Source organism: Halalkalicoccus sp. CG83 (assembly GCF_037081715.1).
Classification (GTDB): Archaea; Halobacteriota; Halobacteria; order Halobacteriales; family Halalkalicoccaceae; genus Halalkalicoccus; species Halalkalicoccus ordinarius.
This window is the reverse complement of record NZ_JAZDDH010000003.1, coordinates 1-24,370: the sequence shown is the minus strand read 5'-3', so window position 1 is coordinate 24,370 and position 24,370 is coordinate 1. Positions and strand designations below refer to the sequence as shown.

Below are 24,370 nucleotides of genomic sequence, written 5' to 3'. Positions count from 1 at the left end.
GCCATCCCCCACGTTTTAATAGCTGATCGCCGTATTCGTGGGTATGCGAACCGCCGTGTTAGTCGAACCGACCGAGTTCGAGCTGCATGATCGCAACCGTCCCACGCCTGGATCGGACGACGTACTCGTAGCGATTCGCGACGTCGGCATCTGTGGTTCGGACGTTCACTACTACGAACACGGTCGTATCGGCGACTACGTCGTCGAGGACCCCCTCGTTCTCGGTCACGAAAGCGCCGGCGAAGTTGCCGAGGTCGGCGAGAACGTCGTCGGAATCGAGCCTGGCGACCGAGTCGCACTGGAACCGGGCGTCCCGTGTCGGCGCTGTACACACTGCAAGCGCGGTGACTACCACCTCTGTGAAGACGTGGTGTTCATGGCGACGCCACCACATGACGGCGCCTTCGCCGAGTATGTCACCTGGCCGGCCGATTATGCGTACGAACTTCCTGACTCGGTCTCGATGACAGAGGGGGCACTGTGTGAACCGCTGTCCGTAGGGATCCATGCCTGCCGACGTGGCGACGTCGGCATCGGCGATACCGTCCTCGTCACCGGCGCGGGTCCGATCGGGCTGATGATCATCGAGGCCGCTCGTGCGGCGGGGGCGACCGATGTGATCGTAACCGACGTCGTTCCGGAGAAACTCGAGTTCGCTCGTGAACGCGGCGTCGATCTGGCGGTGAACGTTTCTGAAACCGATCTCGAAGCAGCCATCGACGAATTTACGGACGGCGTGGGAGCCGACGTAGTGATCGAGGCCTCCGGAGCCGAACCGTCCATCCGGTCGACCCTAAACGTGGTTCGTCGTGGTGGAACGGTAGTTCTCGTCGGACTCGCCAGCGAGGCGACCGTCCCTATTGACGTGCTAAAGCTCATCGACAACGAGATCGACGTGCACGGTTCGTTCCGCTACAAGAACACCTACGACGCTGCGATCGATCTCTTGACCGACGGTACCGTCGACGTCGAAGGGATTGTCGACTTCCGATCGTCTCTCGGTTCGATCGACGACGCCTTTCAACAAGCGACCGAGTCCACTGTCATTAAAGGGATGATCTCTATCGAAGAGTGATACAATAGATCAACGCCGATCATGATCCCTGATTGCACGACGTGTAGATGAAGTCGAGTCGAATTCCTCGTATAGCAACGACGTGGTAGGACGGTCAAGGCGGCTCATGGTCATGACGAGCAGAGCCCCGATCAACTATGGGACGCCGTCTGTGAGACGATTGGCGCGGTCACCGAGCACGACGCCGTGTCGAAGGACACCATCACGGGCGTCAGTATCGCCGGTCACGGACACGGACCCTACGGCCTCGATACCACCGGGGAACCGATCTGTGGCATCAAATCTACCGATAATCGCGCGCTCGACACCTTCGTGGAGCGTCCTCTGGAGGTCCGCGATTCAGTCATTGGTTGTCTCGGATAGGAGCCGTTCGGCGCCTCGCTTTTTGACATGGTTGAAAATCTTATTCCGTTGATCAATGGAATACGAATTAAGCAAATGATCCGAATGCACCGCTTGAAAGCTCTCTGTGGCCGATATCCTATATGTAAACTGTATAATGATATACTAAAACATAAAAAGTGGTAGAATGACCACTTCTATAAGATATTAAGAGGGGGGATCTTTTCGGTTTATTCGAACTTTCCGACAATACTCTGAATGAATGAAGCTTTATAGGCATATTATACCGAATATAGTCAGTTAAACATTATATACTACGTGGATTATAAAAATCAAAATCAGGAATTTGCGCAAAGTGCTCGTCAGTAGCGATTAGTTCACCACTGACGGCACGAGCGATACTTGCATTCAACATATCGGGCACAGGAATCGGCTGCCCTTGATCAAGTAACGTCGCTCGAATCCTCGCCGCTTCGCGAGTAGCACTGTCATTGAATGCTACTACACTAGCCCACTGAAGCGCCTCAGCGACCGTCGTAATCGTTTCACTCGTTGCATCCGAGCGAATCGCGCCAGCATACAGTTCGTAGAGGGCGATCGTGGGGACAGCGTACTCAGCCTCAGCGTTCGCGTTCAGATAGTCGAGCGTGTACGACTGCTCGTTGAGGTAATCGACGAGAAAACTAGTTTCAAGAACCTTCATGCGTCGGCGTCATCGGTATCAGCGAACAGCTCGCGCTCGCTTTCGCGAAAATCCCGATTCAGATCGTCGCCTACCGCCTCAACCTGTTCAGCGAAGTCACTGCCAGCGAGTGCTCCGAAACCGGAACGGAAATCAGTCGTATCATCGCTGGTATCGTCTCTTGAGAGCCACCAGACGACCGATCGTGCGCCAACAGTCTTCCGAGCGACCTTGTCGCGTTCCTCAAGGTCGAGTAACCGTTCACGAATCGCTCGCCGTCCGATCGGCAAGATCTCGGCGAGTTCAGCTGCCGTCGCGACCGGGCCGGGTGCCTGATCGATCGCCTTGAGAATATCCGTGTCGTCGACTGATGTCGCAAACCTCCCGCCGCCGTCGCGATTGTTGTTTGACATAGCTGTTTGTAGAGGTGGTAGAGGTATAACGGTTTCCCACATGGATCATGGAAACACTTAATACCATGTAACACGTCGGAAATGGTAGAGACAGACCCACTCCTTAGGGCGTTCCATTCGTAGGAATGCCCGCGTGCTGGAACACGCGAGCCGGTCTGTTTCAGGCTACACAGACCTTGTACACGAACGCAATCGACGTACTTGAGTTCGATGCATCGACCGCTCAACGCGCTCAGTACGAAGCCGTCGACTTCGAACTTGAAGCACCCGGACTCGTCATAGTTCGCAACGAGAGTCACGAGAACGCCGACGAGCACAGTTATGGCGTGAACGTTGAGAGCGGGATCCCCGTTGCGTTTGAATGTCCGTCGGATACGTATCACAAGGGTGCGTGCAAGCACCGCGTTGCTATCGTGATTCGCGAGACTGTCCTTGAGGCCGCAACCGAGTATGAGGGCGACCAGGAGCCAGACGTCGCTCCCGACGGTGGGACGATAATTGAGCGCTCAGCAGCGTGCGAGCAGTAAGCGGAGAGTCGCCCAGTGGACTGCAACTGCCCGCCGACGTTTGAGGATCTCCCATACTGGCCCTGCTACCAGGAGCGGTTCCGAACGCCGAATCTGAACCCTGACGCCGACGTAGACAACTGAAGCGGTCCAGCTCTCGCCTCGATCGGAGAGCAATACTCTTGATACAGTTCGAACAATGGCACAGACAGCATTGACTGACGACGTATGGACCACGGTGACTGCAGACGAATCAGCAACGACTGACAGCGATGAGACTAGCGGAGATGACGACGATGATTCCCCCCAGACGAAGCAGGCACTCTGTGAGCGTGCCGAGGCGCACGCAGCCAGTGTGGCGGCTGAGCACTTTCCGGCATTGCCTGTTGACTCGATCGCGTGGGAGACCTCGACGCGGATGCAGCGCTCAGCAGGAGTGGCGATTTACGACCGCCAGAGTACTGAGATTACGATTCGCCTCTCGTGGGATGCCTACGAGGCGTACGGCTGGGAGCAGTTTGTCCGAATCGTTCGCCACGAGTTAATCCACGCCTGGCAGTATCACGAGCATGGCGAGGCTGATCATGGGCCAACCTTTCGTCAGTGGGTTGAACCACTAGAGACGGATCGCCACTGTGAGCAGTACACTGAGCCCAAATACTGGGTCGTGTGTAGGGAGTGTGAGAGTCGTAATCCCCGCTATCAGCGTTCGAAAGTCGTGAAGCAGCCGGAGCAGTATTCATGTGGCCGATGTGGTGGCGATATTTCGATTGAGACTCCCTAGTGACGATTTCTAGTGAGCCTTGTGCAACAGATAGCCTCCAAAAAGGATATTGCACAAGGCACAGTGAAACAGGAAATGCTGATTAGAGTCCGGTAGCTTCGTTAAGATATCTGAAAATCGATCGAAATGCTATGCTGAATACAGAGCGAAAATCCAGCACGGCGACAAGTGCAGACGGAGACACCGTGGACTGGTAAATACAGATGAACCAGCAACGAGAAGGATTCTGCTTCCTCTACTATCTACTAAGAAGGCGGAAGACGCGTCTTGGCTCACCTTTTTTAGAGTACTATCCCATGTCCAACAATTACGCAAGGGTAATCTATTGGGAAACCAAGATGACCCCAATAATTGCGAACGCTATCCCAGCAAATCTCGTTATCGTAACTTCGTCTCCGAGGATGACCATACCGATGAGAGCCGCGACGACGAAGTACATCGCACCGAGAGTAGAGACGACTGTTGTTGACCCACTGGAAAGGCCGACGTACATCGAAATCAGGCCTATTCCGGTGAACAATCCGGCCACGCCGGCGAGCAGTCCCCCTCTCGCAGTAATGACAAGCGATGCGTCTGTAACGAGGATGTATCCGAGTGCAAGGGGTCCCGCAACGAGATAGGAGATCGCGGCGGCCGTCCTCGGGTCGATAGACTCCGACGCAGCGTTGCCCAAGACCACCCAGATTCCCCACGTTACCATTGTAATCAAACCGAAGAACACAGCCGAATCTATCTCGGGGAAACCCATTATGGTGATCCAACGTAATGGTTGAATAGCGACGCCCAGAGACACTCGAAGCGACTGGTATCGAACGGTGGGGTAATTCCGACGGGGAGGTAGAATTCTGGTTCAGTGTCGCTGCCTTGGTCATCGGCATGGTATCTCTGTGCCATACATGATGCACACCGACCGTACTCGCATTGGTCTCTCCCTTAATCGAATAATCCATTTATATTCGATCTAGGAGATCTCATGTATTCCTGACCACTTTTGCAGGTTGCTCGGTGGATGCGGTGAGGACGACGAGGGCAAGCAAAAGGGATGATTATCGCCCAGAGAACTCCACGAGAGATTTTCGATGCGCGTTCATCCTCGTTCTGAGTATGCAGTAAACAGGTTCTGATAGTTGCTAAGGGCTTCACCAGATATACATATTCAAATATTAAAGGCACCTACCCTATAGAAGAGTGACCGATATTAAAGCAGTTGTCCGAATCGAGCACCCTGACATAGTACTCACCAAGACAGTCACTCACGACCAGAGTTCGAAAGTCAAGTCGGTGTTAGAGGCAGGAACTGACCCTACATCGGGGAAATTCTTCTATCGCGTACAGTCATCTGATTTCCGCCAGTTCGAAGACGGATTGCGGAACGATCACACCATTGGCGAGTTTGAACGAGTTATTGAAACCAGAGACGAGAAGGCGATCTATAGCTTCGAGTATACAGACGAAGCGAAGATCATCTCACCAATAATTTCGACCGCGAATGGTGTCATACTCGATATGAAGAACGACAGAAACGGTTGGATTCTAACAGTCTGGATGCCCGATCGGACGAATCTAGCCCCTCTATGGGACTATGCAGAACAGAACGACATTGATATCGAGTTACTGCGCGTAAACGAATACGCTAGCTTAGGGGATACGGATGCAGGATTGACCGATAGCCAACGAGAGGCACTCCTCGTCGCACTTGACACAGGGTATTTCGAAGACCCACGGAACGCAACTCTCAGCGAAGTCGCCGCTAACCTGGATATCTCTCAACCTGCAGCCAGTGGTCTCCTTCGGCGTGGGACCAAACGACTCATCATTTCTTCCCTGATGGATGACGGTGAAAATCCGGATTGATCAACGGCTACTCGGTGCAGTGGCGACGATATCACTCAGAGGGCACGATGTATCTTCGTTAGCGTCCTAGGGTGAGTGTCGTGACCGAAACGCGCCCTGTATTCAGCACGCCGCGAAGAACACCTATCGAAGCTAGCAGAATCGTTAGTGGTCAATATGTACGAACTACCTAACAGGTGCTTCATCCATTCTAGTTGGGAAATGAAGTTGGCATCAACCACTACAGACCGAATCCATCAGTAGTGGCATAGCATTCGATGTGTATACACAGACGGAATCAGTGGATAGAGCTCATGCACGGTTTCTGTCGTTCGTAACTAGAGACGGAACCTGTAGTTCCGAATATGGTTACTCTGGGCACTGACCTGTCTGAGAAACACCGTGCATAATTGCTACAGAGTCGCCTGAAAACAGGAAGATCTCTCATCAGAGACGATATAAGCTGGACTTACCCAGAATGACGTACAAAACGGGAAATCAGAAAGGAGTTGCAACTAAGAAAAGGGCGAACATCGCCTCAGCGCATTTCCATCCGATTCCGGCGGGCCGCTTCCGTACTAAGTTCAAGAACTGCTTAGCGGTCACACGTGGCTTGTAGCGGTGCTCTATATCAAGACTGGCCTGCACAGTAGATCAACCAGGGGCCACATATTGTACAGTAACACGGCAAAACCGAAGTAGAAGATTCGGACACCGAATCCCTTCGAGGTGGTCCAGGCCAGGAAGTCTCTGATCGTCTTGGAGCTGTTTTCGATACCCCATCGCCGGCTGTAGCGACCGATCAATCCCTTCGTTTCTCATCTATCTAATGACATTTAGTCGTCCACGTCCTCGTTTGTGATGAACGAAACCGTCTTCGACTTGCCCTTAGAGGACGGTAGAAGCACCAGATTCGTCTCTGTAGGCTGCTGAGTTTTCTCACCACACGGCCGTAGATGGTGTCTCCCTTCTCGACTTCTATCTCGCCGAAAGCGGTCAGTGGTCACTCCCGTTCAGGAAGGATCGGATCGCCGAGCCGAATACCCATCGGAGACGCCCCCGGTGAGTCCTGTCCCTGGGCGTACCCTACGTACAGGGCGCTGTTGATGATCCCGATGTGACTGAACCCCTGCGGATAGTTCCCCAGGTGGGCGCCGGTGTTCGTGTCGACCTCCTCGGCGAGGAGGCCGAGCGGGCTCACGTACTCGAGCAGCGCCTCAAACCGCTCGCACGCCTCGTCAACCCGTCCGGAGAGCGCGAGTGCGTCGATCAGCCAGCACGAACAGAGGACGAATGCCCCTTCCTCTCCCGGCAACCCGTCATCGCCGTCGTACCGGTGGACGAGCACCTGGTCCTCGACCAGTCCGTTCTCGATCGCTTCGATCGTCCCCTGGATACGCTCGTCGTCGAACGGGAGGAATCCCACGATAGGGAGCAACAGCCCTGTCGCGTCCAGCGCATCCGAGTCGTACGCCTGAACGAACGCCCCGACGTCCTCGTCGTAGCCGTTCTCGATCACGTCCGTCTTGATCGTCTCTCTGGTATCACGCCACTCCTCGAGCGGCGCGTCGTACCCGTAATCGCTCGCAATTTCGATCCCCCGGTCGAGCGCGACCCAACACATCACTTTGGAGTAGACGAAGTGTCTGGCGCCGCCGCGGACTTCCCAGATCCCGGCGCCGTTCTGCTCCCACGCGTCGCCGGCGTACTCGACGATACTGCTAACTGTACTCCACTCCTCGTCATCGAGTTCGCGGCCGTGACGGAGCATTTCGTCGATGGCGAGTAGCAGTTCCCCGTAGATGTCGAGCTGGGTCTGGTCGACGGCGCCGTTCCCGATGCGGACGGGCCGGGAGTTCCGGTACCCGGCAAGGTGGTCTAGCTCTCGCTCCTCGAGGTCCGTCCGGCCGTGGAGCCCGTAGAGCGGCTGGATCTTCTCCGGCTCGTCCGTCTGGCAGAGGTTCAGGAACCACTCGAAGTAGTTGACCGCCTCCTCGACGTGGCCGAGGTTCAACAGCGCCTGTACCGTGAATCCCGCGTCGCGGAGCCAGTTGAACCGGTAGTCCCAGTTACGAACACCACCGATCTCCTCGGGAAGTGACGTCGTCGGTGCGGCGAGAACCGACCCCGTCTCGGCGTGCGTGAGCAATTTCAGGACCAGTCCGGAGCGGACCACCACGTCGTGCCACGGGCCGCCGAAGGCGCAGTCGGCCTCGGCGTCGCAGGTGTGGGCCCAGTCGGTCCAGAACTGCACCGTCTCGTCGAGCGCGGTCTCCGGGTCCGCATTCGCGTCCTCGGCACCCGTACACCGGAGCAGGAACCACTCCGCGTCGCCCGCTTCGAGCGTCACGTCGCCGGCGACGCGGTCGTCGTGGATCTCCAGATCGATCGGACTCTCGAGCAACGTCCGTTCCTCGTCGCCTATCGAGAGGATGCCCTTCTCTGTCGACGTGATCGCCGTCTCCGCCCGCCCGTAGTCGAACCGCGGCTCGAACTCGATCTCGAGATCGACCGTCCCCTCCGAGCAGGTGACCTTGCGGTAGATGACCTTCTTCGGCTGGTCGACCTCGCCGGTCGGCGGGAGGAAGTCGGTCACCGTCGCCGTACCGTTCGCCGTTCGGAACGTCGTCTCGAGGACGTTCGTTGTTCCCACGTACTGCCGGCTCGTCTCGTACTGCTCAGCCGGCCCGATTCGGAACTGCCCCCCGTCCCGGTCGTCGAGAATCGCGGCAAGGATGCTCGGCGACTCGACGTGCGGAAACGGGAACCAGTCGATCGAACCGTCCGGCGCGACCAGGGCACACGTCTCTAGGTTACCGACGACGCCGTACGCCTCGATCGGCGTGTACCCGGACTCAGCCATCGGCATCACCGGTGGAGCGATGCTTGCGTCTGGTCCGGCCGTTGCCGGTCGACGATCGCGAAGCCATGGACCAAAATGCGGGGGGGACCTACAAAAGGGTGGGGCGCAGGTACGTCACCGACGTCCACCCCCCAATGATATCCCGCGCGCCGGCGTAGCTCCCGACGATGGTGCGAATCGCACTCACCGGCGCCGCGGGGAACGTCGGCCGCGAGGTACTGGACGCGTTCAGTGACGAGCACGACGTGGTACCGTACACCCACTCCGAGCACGAGGATCTCGACAGCGACCTGTTAGACGTCACCGACGCCGACGAGGTGGCCGAGACACTGAACGGGTTCGACGTCGTGGTCCACCTCGCCGGGGCGTCCTCGCCGGACGCCGACTGGGAGGCGGTCTCGGAGACGAACGTTCAGGGGACCAAGAACGTCTACGACGCCGCCGTCGAGAACGGGATCGACCGGGTGGTGTACGCCTCGTCGAACCACGCGGTCGGACGGTACAACGCCGCGAGCGACGATCCGGAGGCGACGACGACCGGCTACGCGCGGCCCGTCGATGGCGACGCGCCGACGCGGCCGGACTCGTTCTACGGCGTCAGCAAGGCAGCCTGCGAGGATCTGGGGAAGTACTACGCAGAGCTCCACGGGGTAGACGTGGTCAACCTGCGCATCGGCTGGTACATGACCGAAGACGACCTGCGGGACGCGGTCGAGGACGCCTCTCCCGAGCAGCGCCGCTTCGCCCGCGCGACCTGGCTCAGTCCCCGCGACTGTCGCGACGTCCACCGCAAGGCGGCGACAGCGGATCTCCCCGAGAACCCGGTAACCGTCAACGCGGTATCCCGCAACGACGACCGGTTCTACACGATCACGGAGACGATGCGACTGCTCGGGTACGAGCCGCGGGACAACTCGGCGGAGGTCCTCGACGAGTAACTCCGCCGATCGGCCGGTCGCCGACCCCTTCAAAATTCAGGAAGAGAACTCGCTGGCCGCGGGGACCCTCAGTCGAGAAGTGCTCGAACGTCCAGTGGATCACGCCTGTCTACGATGCGGTCGTCGAGAACGGGATTGATCGAGTGGTGTTCGCTCGCCGTACTCCGATATCGGACGGTACAACGCTGCGAACGGCGATCCGCAGGTCACGACGACGGATACGCCCACACAGCCGACGCCGACGCGGTCTGACTCCTACTGCGGCGTCGGCAGGGCCGCTTGCGAGGACCTTGGGACACACTATGCGGACGTTAACGAGGTAGAGGCGATCGCCCTCCGGGCCGGCTGGCAGACGAGTGGAGGTTTCGGCGTCCCCGCCATCAATCGGCGGACGCGCCCGTCACTTCGGCGGAGCCCGATGCCAGCCGACCGACGACCTACGTCGGTCGTCGCCGTCTCGTGGGCGATGAACGTGGTTAGTGAGCGCCGCTTCCAGCTCGTCCTCGCCGGCGGTCGCCGTCGCGTCGGTGACCATCAGCACATTGCAACCGAGACAGCGGAGACGACGTTTCGTATCGGGAACTGCGCATGTTGCCACTAACTCTGAGCCGATTCACCGAGCCGAATTCCGTGCGTTTTCGTGGCTGCCGAATGGTTCCGGTTGGGTGCCCACAAATACATTTATTTGCCGGATGCGACCATCAGATCCGAACATGAGTGAGGAGACAGATAGCTACCAGTACGAAGTTATCGTAGTCGGTGGCGGTCCCGCCGGAATGACGGCAGCGCTGTACAGCACACGACTCGGACACGATACGGCCGTCGTCAGCCGTGGAGGTGGCCGTGCAGCGATGATGCAGGAAGTCCACAACCTTCTGGGCGTGAAAGAGGAAACGAGTGGGCCGGAGTTTCTCAGCGTCGGACAAGAGCAGCTCGAGGAATACGGGTGTGACGTTCATCGCGACATGGTCACGACCTGTTCACGGCCCGACCCGGATCGAATCCGACTGTCGGGCAACAGCGCAGAGTACGAAGCGGACCGGGTCGTTCTGGCGACCGGCTTCAACGACGTGCGCCCGGAACCGCCGCTTCCGCGGACAGGTCGGGGACTCCACTACTGTCTGCACTGTGATGCCTACATGTTCGTCGACGAGTCGGTGTACGTGATGGGCCATGCCGAAAGCGCCGCCCACGTCGCCGGGATCATGCTGAACTTCACCGACGAGGTCGACCTGCTCACTCGCGGTAACGACCCCGAATGGAGCGAGGAAACGGGTGCGATGCTCGAGAAACATCCCATCGACGTCGTCACGGACGATATCACCGGCGTCCAGAACGGCGAGGACGGCTGGTTGAAAGCCCTCGAGTTCGAGGACGGCAGCGTCCGGAAGTACAAAGGTGGATTTGCGATGTACGGTGCCGAGTACAACAACGGTCTCGCCCGGGAACTCGGCTGTGAGATCAACGACGATGGCACGATCGAGGTCGGCGACCACGGGCAGACGTCCGTCGAAGACGTCTACGCCGTCGGCGACTGTACGCCAGGCCATAACCAGGTACCGGTAGCGTTGGGCCAGGGGGCGAAAGCGGGTATCGACGTACACTTCCAGCTTCGGGACTTCCCACGGGATCCCGATCTCCTCGACGAGCAGGGACCGGTCCGGTCCGAGGAGGTCCCGGGGATTCCCGACGAACTGCTCGAACAGGCAGTCGACTTCCACACGTACGAAGAGTGAGAAGCCATTCACACGAGCGCGGAGTCAGACCGATTTCTCGAACTCGTCGATAGCACACTGATCGTCGCGGCAGTTCGTCGCTTTCCGCAACGAGTCGAGATCGGGCTGTTCGTCAGGGTTGTGCGCTGATTGCACAAGGTTCGAGAAAAGAGGAAGAGAAGTATCTAGTGATCAGAACAGCTGCTTTTCGAGTCGGTCGAGGAGTGTGTCGAACCGATTTTCGAGATCGTTGAGATGCTCATGTTGCTGGTTGACTTTCGTCTCGAGACGCTCATTGGTCGATTGTAGGTCGTCGACTTCGTCCTCAAGACGCTCGATCCGCATTTCATAGCTGGTGCGTGGATGGCTACCGAAATCCTGCCGTGATATGGACGTTGAACCGATGGCTTTCGACGGTCGACTGGGCGCGATCGACTACGAGGCGATTTATCATTCCGACTGGATGTATGACCCGCTCGACTGGCATCGCTCACCGGAGCTACGCCGGGACACTCCTCATACAGCCACAACCGTTCTCGCTTGTGACGAGTGGGACGCGTAAGGCACTAGGAGGCCTGGCGTTTGGGCATGGCGGCGAAGGGCCGTCGAGAAGTTGCACTACTCGCGGGTGATGTCACGCCATGAGACAAGACGCCTAGGGGCGGATATGAAGCGGGAATCGGAGGGATATCCCCGCGAGGAAATCCACCGATTGACGGCTGAGGTAGAACATCGGCGCGGGACGTGAGTCTGTAGCTCCGAGACCACCCGATCTGCCTACTTGGGGACCCATAGATTTGTGCTGTTAGCCTTTTTACTTCATTTTACATGACGGAGAGCTACAACACACAGGTCCGCTTTAACAGAGAGAAGCTGTCGGATGAGGAGTATGAGGAGATTCTCAAGCAGTTTGAGCAGTTCGAGGAGATCGAGATTGAGACGCGCAAGAAAAAAATGGAGGAGGCTCAATTAGCAGACCCTGCTACAGTCATTGTACTAAACGCTGCTGCGTTGGTCGTTCATGGAACAGATGTTCTCGTATCGATTTACAAGATAGCTCAATCCCATCCAACATTCGCAGGCGCTGACATCCAAGATGAAAACGGGGAGTCGATTCAGGCCGTTGGGAGAGACTACATCGACGTGGGAGCAGTCAAACAAGAAACGATCATCGAGAATGTCGAGGGTGATGTCTATCTCGTAAGAGACTCCGATATCGATTGGGACACAGTTGCGAAAGCGGGGACTAAACACGAGGAGTGATCAGGCCGGTGTCGATCGCTTGCGAACCCGTTTTTGGTGCGACTCTGCTAGTCCTCTCTCTGCACGACTCCCTTGATAGGAGAGTACGGTTTATGCAAGCGTACGGAATACGACAACCAAACTAAAACAAGATTAAACTATCCATCTCGTCACATTAATAGAGTGAACATTCGGAAATTATTCGCAATCGTGATGGTAGTCGTTATGGTTGCCTCGGCTGGGTGTGCAGGCTGGGGAACGGATGGTCCAGCCGGCCAAAACGAAACGAACGATACCAGCGACCGTCATAACGCCTCAAACGAATCGAACAATACGGAAACCAATACTACTGAGTCAACTGAAGCATCTGACACGGAAAACAACACTCAATCCGCCTCATCCTCCTCAGAAGCCGATACTGAGGAGAGCAATAACGGCGATACGAGCACGTCGAGTTCATCGTCGGCCTCTGATTCTACTACGGAGGATACATCTACATCTGAAACAGAACAATCCTCCGTAGATTCATCCTCGGATGATGGTGATTCCGGTAGCAACGGGGACAGTAACAGCGACGGTGACGATAGCTCATCAACCGATACTGGTAGTACGCAGCAACCGTCATCCGAATCAGAGGAGAGGGACAGTGAGAGTTCTGGATCATCTGGGAATGGAGATGATTCGGATACTCCCGAAGACCCACCTGAAGACCCGCCTGAGGACCCACCAGAAAATCCACCAGAGGACCCGTCTGAAGATCCGCCCGAGAACCCGCCCGAAGAACCGCCTGAAGAACCACCTGAGGACCCGCCTAGGGATCCTGGACCTGATCGTGATTGCCCTTCTTTCACATATCAGGAGGAGGCTCAGGAGTTCTACGAGCAGTTTGAAGGCGACCCCCACCGCTTAGTATGCAAATAACGACGGGATTGCCTGTGAGGAGCTTCCGAGTCGGAATGACGACAGCGGTGGAAACGATGGAACTAGCGACCCGCCTGGGGATGACAACGACAGTGGAAGTAACGGAACTGACGATCAGCCCGGAGATAACAACGGCAAAGAGATGGACGAGAACGATGAAACGGGGGGCAATGACGGAAGCGATGGAGGAACTGAAAGCGACGCAGGTGGTAGTGAGATGAACGAAACCGCTATGTCTTCTTGAAAACTGTGAAGATGCACTTGGTGAACGTGTGAGTAAATTCCTTGCCGAGGGGACGGATCAGACACCAGAGAAGATCGATACATCAATCGACGACTACTCTATGCCTGATCCACTTGAGGATAAGCCAGCTAACGATAACTGAAAAGTTGCTGCAGCTATCGGAAGCGTCTTTGGCATCGATACCGGCGCAATCAACGCTTAGGCAGTGGGACTTCCCATCGTCGGACTTATTGGAAGTCTCAATTGGTGACCATTCTCAGAGGTCGTGCTGAATAGAGAGTGCGTCTCGGTCAGAGACTTTCGAATAAAAGTCACTCTTTATCACGATTCGACACCCACTCCATTCGTGAGATGCTATACCGGATCGAGTCGCGGGGCTTTCCGTCTACTACGATATCATTCCGGATGCGTCCCGTCTTTTGTCCGCCGAAGCACTCTACATACTTCTGGATCGCCCGGGCGGACTGCTCGTTCTCGGGATCGTGGGTGATTGCCACCACTTCAAGGTCCAGCTGGTCGAAGGCCAACTCCAGAAGCCGACCGGCCCGCTCCCCGGAAAACCCCCGCCCCCAGAACGGTTTCCGGAGCCAGGTTCCCATGGTCGCCAGTCGTCGGTCCCAGTCTACATCCAGGCCCGCGAGGCCCGCCAGCTCACCAGCCTGCTCACTTTCCTTCGGTCGCAGAACGTAGGTGGCCCCCTCGCCCGTCTCAGTGTCCTCGCCGCACTGCTCAACCCAGTCGAAGGCGATTTTCGGGTGGGCGTACGGTTCCCAGGTCATGTATTCGGTGATCTCCTCGATGTGGGGAGCTTCTGCGTTTACGTGCTCATACAACTCGAAGGGGTCGAAGGTCTCAGGCTCCAGCAGCTCGTATCGGAGTCGCTCGCTCTCCATCTCGGTAGGGAAAAGCAGCATACCTGCTAAAATCAGGGGCTATATTAAAGCCATTTCCCGGGACGCACCCGTTCGGCCGATGTCCCCCGTGTTCGGGTCGAACGAACGTGGCAATATAGGAGAAGACAAGGTAACCAACCACACTAGTCAGCAACTTCTTATCCACAGAGCGTATAGACAGTATCATAATGGAGTTTGACGAGTTCAAGCGCGCCCTGGACGAAGAGACAGGGGAACGCTCGGAGCTCAGTAAGGGCGCATACGAGACCGGACGTCGATTAGCCCACCTCCCCGACTAGCGAGTCGCCCGAAGCCGATCAGCAAACGCTCGTTTTCCATCATCAGTTCGCTCACGGAGGTGAGACGCTCCTACTTGCTCAAGCACTGTCGAGACGACAAACTCTCGAGTGAGATCGAGATGGCGATCAGCGTAGTAGTCCCATGGATCGGACCGCTCTAAGTCAACAGCCGAAAATTCAATGCGAATCCCTTCTTTCCGTTCAACAGCCTCGTACCCGTACTGATGTGCCCAATACAACAATTGGAGGTTATTCCGAAGTGTGAGAAGCTGCTTTGAATCATAGATATACTCCTTGATCCAGTCGTACCATTGCCCTTCTTCGCCAGTTGCCGGAAGGGTAGCACTGGGATCGTATGACGTAAGATACCGATCAAGGAGGCTAAGCCCCGTTCGATGATTCGTATTGGGCATCGGATGTGTGAGAATAAATTGAGAGAGAAGTTGTGCTCCAACCTCGGGCACTGACTGGCGCCATTCGACATTATTCAGAATCGTAGGGATAGCCTCTAGATCCATCGATTTGTAGGTAGAGAACGTCCCATTGGCGTCTTCCGTTTCTGAGATGATTCCGTCGAATGCATTGATCACGACGAAGAGAATCTGCTTGTCAGCGTCGGAAAAGTGCTCGTCAAGCCATTCAAGAACCTCCTCGGTCGTCTCAAACGACTGGTAGGCGGCGTCGAATCGAGTTTTCGTATAAAGGAGATAGAGCTGATTGCCGCCGATTGTCTCTTCGCGAATCACAACTTCGATATCTGGGTCTTCCGTTAGGACCTGTGCTTTCCGGACCCGTTCCGTCTTCTCATCAGTGATGAACGCGAGACTAAAACGACTATCAGCAGGATGGTGAAGCTGCACGGCCGGCGGTGCATCAGCCATAGACACGTGACCATTCAGCGGCGATCATCGTTAAGTATTGGATTGACTCGACACCGCAATCCAGCTAGATCTGCAAAGTAACTCGAGTGCCCTACAAACGCCTCTACAATCCAAGCTTTTCCGAATGTCAGCCTCGGTAAGAACCCCACTCTCAACAAAAAGTCCGGGTACTAACGACAATCTCGATACCGAAACGAGCCGATCAACAGACGTCTACTCATACGGACTTCGAGACCTCAAGACCAATGGCGAACTCCCGCTGGCCGTTCGCCATCAGGACTCGGTGCCCGCCGAAGATACCTAGTAGAGACACATTCTACTCTATCCAGACCCATCCACCAATCGGACCCGCCTTGTGCAACACGCGCCACTCATTAACCGTCGTTGCACAAGGTAAGAAACTCGATCACCAAACCCATCGAATTGCTTTAGCCCTCATCCCCTACTTCGAGCACCGCTAGCTGAACCTCCTTGTTCGCGAACTCACTCCCAAGCGTGACCCGCCGGCGGCTATCGACTCGCTTCTCGATAAGTTGATCCTTCGCTTGCTTCATAATGAGAAGAGTTATCGCATATCACTCTAAATTTGTTGTAGTAAGAGTAACAAAATGGACGCATTCAACCTCAAGCGCGACGGATCTCCAACGGGACGAGATCAAGCACCGGAGGAGAGGGGCGGTGCCCGCGTCAACACCTGTTCCAGCTGTGGTGCCTCCCTCGAGACGTCACTGACGTTCTGTCCTGGCTGCTTAACGTCCTACTGAACTCGAATAGCAGTGACCGGTCCGTTTTTCACCGCATCACTAGAAGCCACCACCAATGGCCGACCGTCCGCCGATGAGCGTCCTCCTGCCAACAACAACGTGGACCGACGCCTGTACGGAGCTGGCCGCTCAACTCCAAGACCACGACCAACTCCTCCTCATTCACGACGTCGAAAGCGACCCCATCACCGAGCAACACACCCCTGAAGGCGTCCAACTCATCGCTGCCGGTGAGCCCGAGCACTGTTCGGGGAAGGCAAACACCATCGTTACCGGCATGGAAGCTGCACGCCACGACCGGCTCGTCTGGACCGACGATGATTTCCACCATCCCCCGGACTGGCTGGCGACCCTCAGTGCTGACTACGAGACGCATGGACCAGTATCGGAGGTGCCGTACTTTGTCGGACGAGATCCCCTCTCAGTACTACTCGAACCGCTGTATGCCTCGGCAGGCTCGCTTGGCATCTATCGCAACAACCGAATCTGGGGCGGCGCAGTCATCTTCGAGCGAGACGACATCGACGAGGCCGCGTTTCTCGAGAACCTGCAGCGAACCGTCAGCGACGACGGACTCCTCATGGAGTATCTCCAGGTGACGACGGTTGGGCGAACGCGCATCGTCCCTATTGGAGGGACCATCCGTGAGACAGTCGAGCGCCAGGTCCGGTGGACGCAGATTCTCCGATGGCATTTTCCCGGTGCCGTTGCCGGGACAGTTCTCGTCTTGTTGTTCGTCCTCGCTGGTGCAATCGTGGCCCCACTCCCGATGGCAGTCCTCCTGACAGTGTTGCATCTTGCTGTCAACGAGGTCCTGGGCGTCCGTCGGTGGACGGCCGTGCTGGCCTATCCGGCAGTGTTCGCCTTCGTGCCCCTCATTGTGTACGCACTGACCCGTCGGACGTTCGTTTGGGGTGGTCGACGATACCGCTGGCGTAGGAAGGTCGACGTAACGGTCCTCGAGTAGCTCCTTGCAGTGTCTCGCCCAGTGTTCATCAACGACCTGTTTCAGAAGAGCGTACACTAAAGAGCATGAAGTGCCTACGTTCAACTGAGATGCCGATCAGCGAGGACGACTGGGGACGGGCACACGAGGAGGCCGATCTCCTGACCACGCTTCACGAAACACTCGTCGAATACTCGCCCCAAGCGCTTCGGGTAACCGATCTACTTCGGGACGCTGGTCCGGGTGGCCCTGAAGACCACGGTCTCTGGGGGGCGTTCACCCAGGCGATTCAGTGGCAGTTCTCGCGCGAACGCTCCAAGGCTGTTGTCGAATCTGCGCTCGAAACGCTCGTATACGACGGGTTAGCTGAAAAACGCGCGCTTGAACACGATGGGGAAATCACGATTTACTACCGAGCGACGGAGCCGGAGGATCTACCATAGCTCGCTTTCTCCCCCTGCAGCTCACGTCCCCTTTCGACTGGTAGCTGTCGGCTCAACGATAACTGAGAGATAAACTGGCGAAGGATTTACTATCAAGACGCTAGAAAACACCAAGAGCGCCGCTTCCACTGAAATAAGCACTCACCTCTAGATGACCAACTATGATATATTTCTGTTACATCGAAAGACTCAGAAGGACTCTCCAGACACCATTACATGGGTGTCGAAAGGCCACCCTCCGATCAGGAAAAACGGGGTGATGTCAGAGACTCCCCGTTCGCTGAGCGTCACTCGCCTGTAGTTCTGGGCGCAGACAGGAGCTCATCCGTTCTCCTTCCTCGTTACCCTCCCCACAGACGGTAACGGCCAGAGATTGAGCTCGCCATATACGAAACCCTGTGTGGGGCAGGCGTATAGGTTTCTAGACGGCATCTCACCAGTTGCTGAACCATATCCTGTATCTCGAACGCCGTTCCTGACTATATTCTGATAAACCATTTAGACGACGGTGAATAAATGACGCATAGTTTGTACGTTGTACGGCTCCACCACTACTGAACTCGGTCGTGCCGTGCGTTCGAATCCGTTAGTGCAAGACTATATCAAAGGATTATCTTCCCTGCAACACGTACGTCTGCTATCTATGAAGACGGCTGGCGCGGAGCAGATCGGGATCCTCTGTGCTGATGATCAGCCGGTGTTCACTGCCGTCGCCAGCCAGCTTCGGGACGCAGGACATACAGTTCGGTTCCTGGATCCGCGATCCGAACTCTCTGCGACCCAGATCGAAGATCTCGCTCTGCTCGTCAACAAGCAGGTGTTCCCACTCAATCTCCCCGCTTTCAGGTATGCGTGGCGAACGGGGACACCCTTGTGGAACAATCTCATCGCGACGATTGCGTTGAGTTCACGGTTAATCGGGCTACGAGCGCTTGAGGCAGTCGGGTTTCATACTCCTCGAATAACCTTCGAGAAACCCGAGTTTGAGTACATTGCAAAGCCCTACTACATCTGGCACGGCGACCCCGAACTGAATGGTGAGGGAGGGTTCTATCAAGAGCGGATTCACACGGACCCCATCGATTACAAGTACTACGCCGTCAACGATGGAACGCGAGTCCAGACGGCGGCCAAGCGCGTTACCTCGAAGCTCCACGGCCCCAAACGATTCCTGAATCAGATTCGTCCCAAACCGACGCTTACGCGATGTCTTCGCCGTCTCGTCAACCGACTCAAGCTTCGTGGCGTCGGGGTCGACTTTGTCAAAGACGACGAGGATCGGTTCTGGGCCGTAGACGTTAATCTCGCTGCAGGCTACCGGGACAGCGGGTTGGAACTGCCCCTCTATGAGTCGATCCGTGTGGATCTACCCGATCGGTAATCTGAGAGTCACTTCTTCGAACTAGTACCGAGCAGAGAGTTCTGCTGAATACAATCTCTGAGCCTTGTTTAGACGCGTAATTTCATCGGTGAGAGTCCTCGATGGCGCGTTCGATGTTTCGGACAGAGATATGAAAAACAACCCGAACGGATTCTCTTTCTCTTTCTCTTTCGATCTCAGAATTACTCGTCTACCGGAAGAATCGTCGTGAGTCGGTCACCCGCGAATCATTTAAAGGCTTTTAGTAAATGGGACGAGATACATAGATATGGATACATTCCACTCGAACGGCAGTACTTTCTGGGAGTACCGATGGTAGACGTTGCGCTCTCGGTGTCACAACTCGTCTTAGCGCTGATTCTCGTGGTATTAAACGGCTTTTTTGTCGCTGCAGAGTTCGCTTTCGTTCGAATTCGGGGGACATCGGTCGATCAGCTCGTCGAGGAAGGGCGGCCCGGCTCGGGGACGCTCCAAGAAGTGATGACGAATCTCGACAACTATCTCGCCACGACGCAACTCGGTATCACCATCGCCTCACTCGGATTGGGATGGGTCGGCGAACCCGCGGTGGCAGCACTCATCGAGCCCATACTGGAACCGGTTCTCCCGGCGAATCTCATCCATCTCGTCGCTTTCGCAATCGGCTTTAGTACCATCACGTTTCTCCACGTCGTCTTCGGTGAACTCGCACCGAAGACGATCGCAATTGCCAAGACCGAGCGCCTCTCGCTGTTCCTCGCCCCGCCCATGAAGGCCTTCTATTATATACTCTATCCAGGAATTGTCATCTTCAACGGGGCGGCCAACGCGTTCACGCGGTCGCTCGGTGTGCCACCCGCTTCCGAAACGGATGAGACACTCGGTGAGCGGGAACTCCTTCGGGTACTAACACGATCCGGCGAGGGTGGGGACATTGACGTGGCAGAAGTGACGATGATCGAGCGCGTCTTCGATCTTGACGACACCGTGGTGCGGGAGGTCATGGTCCCACGACCGGACGTGGTGGGCGTTCCGGCGGATGCCACACTATCCGAACATCATTCGATTATCTTAGAGGCCGGACACACGCGCTATCCGGTTCTTGATGCCAACGACGGTGGCCAGGTGGTCGGATTCGTAGATGTCAAGGACGTGCTGAGAGCAGAGGTGGACAATGGGGATGCCGAGATAGTCGGTGACATCGCCCGTGAGATTCTCATTGTCCCAGAGACGATGGCAATTAGCGATCTCTTGATACAGTTCAGGGAGGATCGCCAGCAGATGGCCGCAGTCATCGACGAGTGGGGAGCGTTCGAGGGGATTGCAACGGTTGAAGATATCGTTGAGGCCCTCGTCGGAGACCTTCGAGACGGGTTTGATCTCGATAAGCGCGAACCCTCGATACGCCAGCGTGACGATGAGGGGTACGACATTGACGGAGGAGTCCGATTGTCGAAAGTTAATGACACCCTCGCTGGGGACTTCGAAAGCGATAAGGTTGAAACGATCGGTGGACTGGTGCTCGGACACCTCGACCGCGTGCCAGAACGTGGCGACCGCATCGAAATCGCCGATCATGTCATTGAGGTAACGAACCTTGAAGGGACCAGAATTTCGACGGTATGGGTCCACGAAAGAGATATCGATGATCAAGCAGAGGAGTGACTAGGAGTAGGACCTGCTCGCTTGGATACGAATGGGTAGGAATACCAAACACTACCTTCGAGAGTAACATGGGAGCAAACAGATGACCGACCGACTAGAGAAAGAAGTTGGCATGATCGAACGGAATTTAGATATCTTGACGAGAGTTAATGAACACGAGCCGATTGGAATCGTGAAATTATCGAACTACAGTGGGTATGAGCATCATGAAGTCCGCTATTCACTCCGAGTCCTCGAAGAAGACGGACTTATCGAGCCATCTCCGCAGGGGGCAATGACGACCGAGCGTACTGACGAGTTTGTCAGTGAGCTTGATGACCGACTTGCGACGCTTGCCGAGAGGCTCGATGCGATGGAACTCGATAATCCTACCGAGAGCAAACTAGCGACTCGTCGGGAAATCTGATGGAGAGGACGATCCAATCTTTCAGTACCAGGTGAACGTATTTACAGCCGGCATCAAGAGCGACTGCGTTCGAACTGTACCCATCGAGTAATCTAATCGGCATCCATACTTGATCAGACTGCCTCCGTTGAGTAGCGAAGTTGATTGGTGTGTTAAGTGTTATCTTCCTCCACCTCGTACAGTTAGTATGGACCTCGTGGCTAAATTCACACGAGCACTTCTCCCTGAGAGATCCTCTCGAACACACGATGGGACGTATTACTGCCAATCATGTAATGTGTCTTTCAAATCGTCAGACAAGTGGTGCTCTGGGTGCCAGTCAATACTGGTCGAAGAATCCAATACACGATGTGAGAGCTGCGGGTCAATCCTGTTCGATATACGCCGCCAATACTGTCCACTCTGTGACTCAACCGATGTTGACCAAGTAGAGTGAGTAGTCTCGCTATGAGACGGGAGAAGACGGTCATCTTACCCCTGTGTCACACCACTGAGGACGAGCGCATCCCTTTTTCTCTCCAGTGGCCCCACACAAAGGAAACACTGATCCGCAGACGATCATGACGCTGGCGTTCTGGATTCTCGTCGGCCTTGCAACGATGACCTGCCTATTCATGGCGTGGTCACTCGGTGCGAACAGTAACTCGCCCCCCTTCGCACCAGCGATCGGGGCCAATGCTATCTCAACGTTGCAAGCCGCCTTCCTGATCGGGATTCTCGCGGCAGCAGGCGCACTCACGCAGGGGGGAAGTATTTCTGAAACAGTCGGCGCAGATCTCATTCTCGGCACCACGATCACGCCGCTCGCTGCAACGACGGGATTGCTGGTCGCAGCGTCATTCATGATGTTCGGCGTCTACACGGGCTATCCAGTTCCAGCAGCCTTTGCGACAACCGGTGCGATGGTCGGTGTCGGCCTCTCGCTTGGCGGCAATCCCGCGTTCGATACCTATCGACAGATCGGGACATTCTGGCTGCTCGTTCCGCCGACATCGGGCGGAATTGCCTTTCTTACGGCAACACTCCTTCGCAGAGATGACGTCCCTGAAACTGTCACCATTCCACTGTTAGCAGCCATCGTTGCGGGCATCCTTACCCATATCCGTCTTGGAGTGATCCCCCATCCCGAGCGCGCACAGGGGTCAGTCGCAGAGCTGGTGTCATACGTGCTTGGGAGTCCAAACGTCGTCGGCATCGACCTGTCAGTCGTTGCCGTCACCATTGTGTTTGCCGGCATCGGCTTTCAGTTCATTCGCCGAAAAGTGTACGCATCGACCGAACAGGGAATTCGAACGTTTCTCCTCATCCTCGGCGGGATTGTTGCGTTTAGTAGCGGCGGCAGCCAAGTCGGACTCGCAACGGGGCCGCTGGAGCAGCTGTACGGCGTCGAACTTGGGCTGCCGGGGATCGTGCTGCTGGTTATTGGAGCATCAGGTATTCTTGCGGGGGCGTGGATGGGGGCGCCGCGGCTGTTACAGGCCACATCCCGTGAGTACGCCCAGTTGGGGGAGCGCCGCTCGATCGCGGCGCTCGTTCCGGGATTTATCATCGCTCAAACAGCGATTACGCTTGGCATTCCGATTTCGTTCAATAATATCATCATTTCGGGTGTAATCGGTGGCGGACTGGCTGCTGGCACCGCCGGCGTCTCCCGGCGAAAAATCACCGTGACGATCACCTTCTGGTTGCTCACACTGGCGGGTTCTATTGGGATCGGATTTGGACTCTACCGATTGTTCTCGACGCTTCTAGGCATCAAGTGAGGCGGCATCCAGTCCACGGGAACTTACCGAACGACTGTCACGGAGATAGGTGCTTCACCGACCACGGTGGTTGCAACGGTTCCGAGTAAGCGACGAAGGGCACCAATTTTGGGCCCTCCGTGGCCACCCATCACTATATGATCGACGTCAGCAGTGTCGATGTACGCGAGGATCGTCTCCGCCGGTTCACCAGTCTCGACCACTGCTTCGACCGTGCGGTCCATGGCTGTTGCTTGGTGGCGGGCCCGCTTGATCAGCTGGTCGGCCCGAGCATGTGCTTCATCGAGCTGTGCCTCATCCATCTCCAGAATGCCGCTTTCACTCATGCCTGCGTCGAGCGGCGTTATGACGTTCAACACAGTGATGCGGCAGTCAAAGACATCGAGTGCGTGATTGAGAGCAGCGTCGGCTAATGGTGAGCCATCCAGCGGGACGAGCACATGTGATGGAGCCACATTCTCTTATTCGGGAAGTAGAGTCTTGTATCTCACGTCAGCCAATAGTTCTCTGGGTTCGGCACCAAGATCGAGATACACCCAGTCAAGCGCCACCAGCTCGCTAACGCGAAGACCGTGTCTGCGAAGATAATGAGAATCGTTTCATGCTCTTTTGCGATCGCTGTCGTCGTTTCGGTGGAGTTGGTCTTTGGTCTCTCGCTACAGGGGCTAGGACCCAGCATCGTCTCGGACGAGGAATCCCGTTCCTCAGTATCACGTATCTGCTGTCGGTCGCAGTCACTTGATTCGTCCCGCGAGCACGTGAGTTTCTGGAATGACCAGGAGTGAGTTGGCTCGGGCACTGCGCGGGTTAGCGCCTGCAAGGTTGCATCGATCGGGAGGGTCAGATCCCGAAGATGGGGACGAATCGGAAGGTCAGGTACGCCCCAAGGGTCGCGATCACCGGAACGAGGTTCTGCATCAGGATGACTCGGGCTGTCGTTGATGGGTCGAACAGGTCCGACGCCCTCGGAATCGTCGGGGGGTTCTCTTCGCCGATCGGCGGCAGCTCCTCGCCCACCTTATCGGCGGCCAGCGCCCCGACGGAGACCGTCATTGGTTGTTCCCCGCGCACTGCCTCGGAGACTGTAAGCGGGCGGGTCGCCCGTCCCCAGCCGAGGCCAATGATTGACATCGTCGCGATTACGACGAAGCTCGCGGGGATCCCGATCCAAGAGAGGAAGGTTACGAGCGTGGCACTGACGGTCGCAACGACAATGGCCGCCGTCAGCGGGAGTTCGGTGAGGTCGTTGCCCATTGTCTCCAGAGTGCGACGGGCGATGGTGAACGTGCCGATGCCGACAGCCAGACAGCCAATAACGATGGCGGGGTTCATCTCAAGTGCACCGCTGCCGACCAGCGGAGCGATCGCGTTGGCGATGTTCGAGGTGCCGGA

23 protein-coding genes and 1 pseudogene are annotated in these 24,370 nt (G+C 56.3%); 16 read left to right on the top strand and 8 right to left on the bottom strand.

Annotation, left to right across the window (positions count from 1 at the left end; translation table 11 throughout):
- Positions 1–43: 43 nt before the first annotated feature.
- Together V0Z78_RS17210 and V0Z78_RS17205 are read left to right on the top strand one after the other, a co-directional pair.
- Positions 44–1,075 carry an NAD(P)-dependent alcohol dehydrogenase gene (locus V0Z78_RS17210; protein WP_336345916.1) on the top strand — a complete coding sequence of 344 codons (1,032 nt, stop codon included), beginning with the start codon at positions 44–46 and terminating at the stop codon, positions 1,073–1,075.
- Between the two features lie 111 nt (positions 1,076–1,186).
- Positions 1,187–1,438, top strand: a pseudogene (locus V0Z78_RS17205) (FGGY family carbohydrate kinase); the annotation flags it as partial.
- Between the two features lie 286 nt (positions 1,439–1,724).
- Here V0Z78_RS17205 and V0Z78_RS17200 read toward each other — a convergent pair.
- Both V0Z78_RS17200 and V0Z78_RS17195 read right to left on the bottom strand, forming a co-directional pair.
- The gene (locus tag V0Z78_RS17200) at positions 1,725–2,120 is read right to left on the bottom strand and encodes a PIN domain-containing protein (RefSeq protein WP_336345915.1); all 396 of its coding nucleotides are present in this window, start codon (positions 2,118–2,120) and stop codon (positions 1,725–1,727) included.
- Positions 2,117–2,512, bottom strand: a complete 396-nt coding sequence (locus V0Z78_RS17195; protein ID WP_336345914.1) for a hypothetical protein — start codon at positions 2,510–2,512, stop codon at positions 2,117–2,119. The genes V0Z78_RS17200 and V0Z78_RS17195 overlap by 4 nt, the downstream gene beginning before the upstream one ends.
- 176 nt (positions 2,513–2,688) lie before the next feature.
- On the opposite strand from V0Z78_RS17195, the gene V0Z78_RS17190 reads away from it, so the two are divergent.
- Both V0Z78_RS17190 and V0Z78_RS17185 read left to right on the top strand, forming a co-directional pair.
- Positions 2,689–3,039 carry an SWIM zinc finger family protein gene (locus V0Z78_RS17190; RefSeq protein WP_336345913.1) on the top strand — a complete coding sequence of 117 codons (351 nt, stop codon included), beginning with the start codon at positions 2,689–2,691 and terminating at the stop codon, positions 3,037–3,039.
- A 178-nt stretch (positions 3,040–3,217) separates the two neighbouring features.
- Positions 3,218–3,802 (top strand): SprT family zinc-dependent metalloprotease, encoded by a 585-nt coding sequence (locus tag V0Z78_RS17185; protein ID WP_336345912.1) that lies wholly within the window; start codon positions 3,218–3,220, stop codon positions 3,800–3,802.
- Between the two features lie 322 nt (positions 3,803–4,124).
- On the opposite strand, the gene V0Z78_RS17180 is transcribed toward V0Z78_RS17185, so the two are convergent.
- Positions 4,125–4,550: an EamA family transporter gene (locus tag V0Z78_RS17180; protein WP_336345911.1), complete on the bottom strand. Its 426-nt coding sequence runs from the start codon at positions 4,548–4,550 to the stop codon at positions 4,125–4,127.
- Positions 4,551–4,990: 440 nt separating this feature from the next.
- On the opposite strand from V0Z78_RS17180, the gene V0Z78_RS17175 reads away from it, so the two are divergent.
- A complete protein-coding gene (locus V0Z78_RS17175; protein WP_336345910.1) occupies positions 4,991–5,656 on the top strand; it encodes a helix-turn-helix domain-containing protein in 666 nt (221 codons plus the stop codon).
- Positions 5,657–6,638: 982 nt separating this feature from the next.
- On the opposite strand, the gene V0Z78_RS17170 is transcribed toward V0Z78_RS17175, so the two are convergent.
- Complete coding sequence (locus V0Z78_RS17170) at positions 6,639–8,498, bottom strand: glycoside hydrolase family 15 protein (protein ID WP_336345909.1); 1,860 nt, start codon at positions 8,496–8,498, stop codon at positions 6,639–6,641.
- Between the two features lie 167 nt (positions 8,499–8,665).
- Between V0Z78_RS17170 and V0Z78_RS17165 the strand changes: the two genes are divergently transcribed.
- From V0Z78_RS17165 to V0Z78_RS17145, 5 genes are all read left to right on the top strand, one after another.
- A complete protein-coding gene (locus V0Z78_RS17165; RefSeq protein WP_336345908.1) occupies positions 8,666–9,436 on the top strand; it encodes an NAD-dependent epimerase/dehydratase family protein in 771 nt (256 codons plus the stop codon).
- A 713-nt stretch (positions 9,437–10,149) separates the two neighbouring features.
- A complete protein-coding gene (locus V0Z78_RS17160) occupies positions 10,150–11,172 on the top strand; it encodes an NAD(P)/FAD-dependent oxidoreductase (RefSeq protein ID WP_336345907.1) in 1,023 nt (340 codons plus the stop codon).
- A gap of 807 nt (positions 11,173–11,979) precedes the next feature.
- Entirely contained in the window at positions 11,980–12,414 is a 435-nt protein-coding gene (locus V0Z78_RS17155) for a hypothetical protein (protein ID WP_336345906.1), read from the top strand.
- 192 nt (positions 12,415–12,606) lie between these two features.
- Positions 12,607–13,314 (top strand): hypothetical protein, encoded by a 708-nt coding sequence (locus V0Z78_RS17150; RefSeq protein WP_336345905.1) that lies wholly within the window; start codon positions 12,607–12,609, stop codon positions 13,312–13,314.
- A 56-nt stretch (positions 13,315–13,370) separates the two neighbouring features.
- Positions 13,371–13,535: a hypothetical protein gene (locus V0Z78_RS17145; RefSeq protein WP_336345904.1), complete on the top strand. Its 165-nt coding sequence runs from the start codon at positions 13,371–13,373 to the stop codon at positions 13,533–13,535.
- Between the two features lie 334 nt (positions 13,536–13,869).
- On the opposite strand, the gene V0Z78_RS17140 is transcribed toward V0Z78_RS17145, so the two are convergent.
- Positions 13,870–14,472: a GNAT family N-acetyltransferase gene (locus tag V0Z78_RS17140; protein ID WP_336345903.1), complete on the bottom strand. Its 603-nt coding sequence runs from the start codon at positions 14,470–14,472 to the stop codon at positions 13,870–13,872.
- Between the two features lie 274 nt (positions 14,473–14,746).
- Complete coding sequence (locus V0Z78_RS17135) at positions 14,747–15,631, bottom strand: hypothetical protein (RefSeq protein WP_336345902.1); 885 nt, start codon at positions 15,629–15,631, stop codon at positions 14,747–14,749.
- 819 nt (positions 15,632–16,450) lie between these two features.
- Between V0Z78_RS17135 and V0Z78_RS17130 the strand changes: the two genes are divergently transcribed.
- From V0Z78_RS17130 to V0Z78_RS17105, 6 genes are all read left to right on the top strand, one after another.
- Complete coding sequence (locus tag V0Z78_RS17130; protein WP_336345901.1) at positions 16,451–17,362, top strand: glycosyltransferase; 912 nt, start codon at positions 16,451–16,453, stop codon at positions 17,360–17,362.
- 89 nt (positions 17,363–17,451) lie between these two features.
- A complete protein-coding gene (locus tag V0Z78_RS17125; protein WP_336345900.1) occupies positions 17,452–17,784 on the top strand; it encodes a hypothetical protein in 333 nt (110 codons plus the stop codon).
- 643 nt (positions 17,785–18,427) lie between these two features.
- On the top strand, positions 18,428–19,165 hold the full coding sequence (locus V0Z78_RS17120; RefSeq protein ID WP_336345899.1) for an ATP-grasp domain-containing protein: 738 nt from the start codon (positions 18,428–18,430) through the stop codon (positions 19,163–19,165).
- Positions 19,166–19,477: 312 nt separating this feature from the next.
- Positions 19,478–20,809, top strand: a complete 1,332-nt coding sequence (locus V0Z78_RS17115; protein ID WP_336345898.1) for a hemolysin family protein — start codon at positions 19,478–19,480, stop codon at positions 20,807–20,809.
- Positions 20,810–20,891: 82 nt separating this feature from the next.
- On the top strand, positions 20,892–21,215 hold the full coding sequence (locus tag V0Z78_RS17110) for a hypothetical protein (RefSeq protein ID WP_336345897.1): 324 nt from the start codon (positions 20,892–20,894) through the stop codon (positions 21,213–21,215).
- A 560-nt stretch (positions 21,216–21,775) separates the two neighbouring features.
- On the top strand, positions 21,776–22,978 hold the full coding sequence (locus tag V0Z78_RS17105; RefSeq protein WP_409338759.1) for an inorganic phosphate transporter: 1,203 nt from the start codon (positions 21,776–21,778) through the stop codon (positions 22,976–22,978).
- A 23-nt stretch (positions 22,979–23,001) separates the two neighbouring features.
- Here the strand turns inward: V0Z78_RS17105 and V0Z78_RS17100 are convergent, their stop codons facing one another.
- Positions 23,002–23,433: a universal stress protein gene (locus V0Z78_RS17100; RefSeq protein ID WP_336345896.1), complete on the bottom strand. Its 432-nt coding sequence runs from the start codon at positions 23,431–23,433 to the stop codon at positions 23,002–23,004.
- 385 nt (positions 23,434–23,818) lie between these two features.
- Positions 23,819–24,370 (bottom strand): inorganic phosphate transporter (locus tag V0Z78_RS17095; protein ID WP_336345895.1); only part of this gene is annotated, 552 nt, incomplete at its 5' end.

Coding starts and splice junctions, on each gene's coding strand:
- V0Z78_RS17180 (WP_336345911.1), bottom strand. CDS start 4,550: ATGGGTTTCCCCGAGATAGATTCGGCTGTGTTCTTCGGTTTGATTACA.
- V0Z78_RS17150 (WP_336345905.1), top strand. CDS start 12,607: ATGGTAGTCGTTATGGTTGCCTCGGCTGGGTGTGCAGGCTGGGGAACG.
- V0Z78_RS17155 (WP_336345906.1), top strand. CDS start 11,980: ATGACGGAGAGCTACAACACACAGGTCCGCTTTAACAGAGAGAAGCTG.
- V0Z78_RS17110 (WP_336345897.1), top strand. CDS start 20,892: ATGACCGACCGACTAGAGAAAGAAGTTGGCATGATCGAACGGAATTTA.
- V0Z78_RS17170 (WP_336345909.1), bottom strand. CDS start 8,498: ATGGCTGAGTCCGGGTACACGCCGATCGAGGCGTACGGCGTCGTCGGT.
- V0Z78_RS17185 (WP_336345912.1), top strand. CDS start 3,218: ATGGCACAGACAGCATTGACTGACGACGTATGGACCACGGTGACTGCA.
- V0Z78_RS17160 (WP_336345907.1), top strand. CDS start 10,150: ATGAGTGAGGAGACAGATAGCTACCAGTACGAAGTTATCGTAGTCGGT.
- V0Z78_RS17140 (WP_336345903.1), bottom strand. CDS start 14,472: ATGCTGCTTTTCCCTACCGAGATGGAGAGCGAGCGACTCCGATACGAG.
- V0Z78_RS17105 (WP_409338759.1), top strand. CDS start 21,776: ATGACGCTGGCGTTCTGGATTCTCGTCGGCCTTGCAACGATGACCTGC.
- V0Z78_RS17145 (WP_336345904.1), top strand. CDS start 13,371: ATGGAACTAGCGACCCGCCTGGGGATGACAACGACAGTGGAAGTAACG.
- V0Z78_RS17135 (WP_336345902.1), bottom strand. CDS start 15,631: ATGGCTGATGCACCGCCGGCCGTGCAGCTTCACCATCCTGCTGATAGT.
- V0Z78_RS17210 (WP_336345916.1), top strand. CDS start 44: ATGCGAACCGCCGTGTTAGTCGAACCGACCGAGTTCGAGCTGCATGAT.
- V0Z78_RS17130 (WP_336345901.1), top strand. CDS start 16,451: ATGGCCGACCGTCCGCCGATGAGCGTCCTCCTGCCAACAACAACGTGG.
- V0Z78_RS17120 (WP_336345899.1), top strand. CDS start 18,428: ATGAAGACGGCTGGCGCGGAGCAGATCGGGATCCTCTGTGCTGATGAT.
- V0Z78_RS17200 (WP_336345915.1), bottom strand. CDS start 2,120: ATGAAGGTTCTTGAAACTAGTTTTCTCGTCGATTACCTCAACGAGCAG.
- V0Z78_RS17125 (WP_336345900.1), top strand. CDS start 17,452: ATGCCGATCAGCGAGGACGACTGGGGACGGGCACACGAGGAGGCCGAT.
- V0Z78_RS17165 (WP_336345908.1), top strand. CDS start 8,666: ATGGTGCGAATCGCACTCACCGGCGCCGCGGGGAACGTCGGCCGCGAG.
- V0Z78_RS17195 (WP_336345914.1), bottom strand. CDS start 2,512: ATGTCAAACAACAATCGCGACGGCGGCGGGAGGTTTGCGACATCAGTC.
- V0Z78_RS17115 (WP_336345898.1), top strand. CDS start 19,478: ATGGTAGACGTTGCGCTCTCGGTGTCACAACTCGTCTTAGCGCTGATT.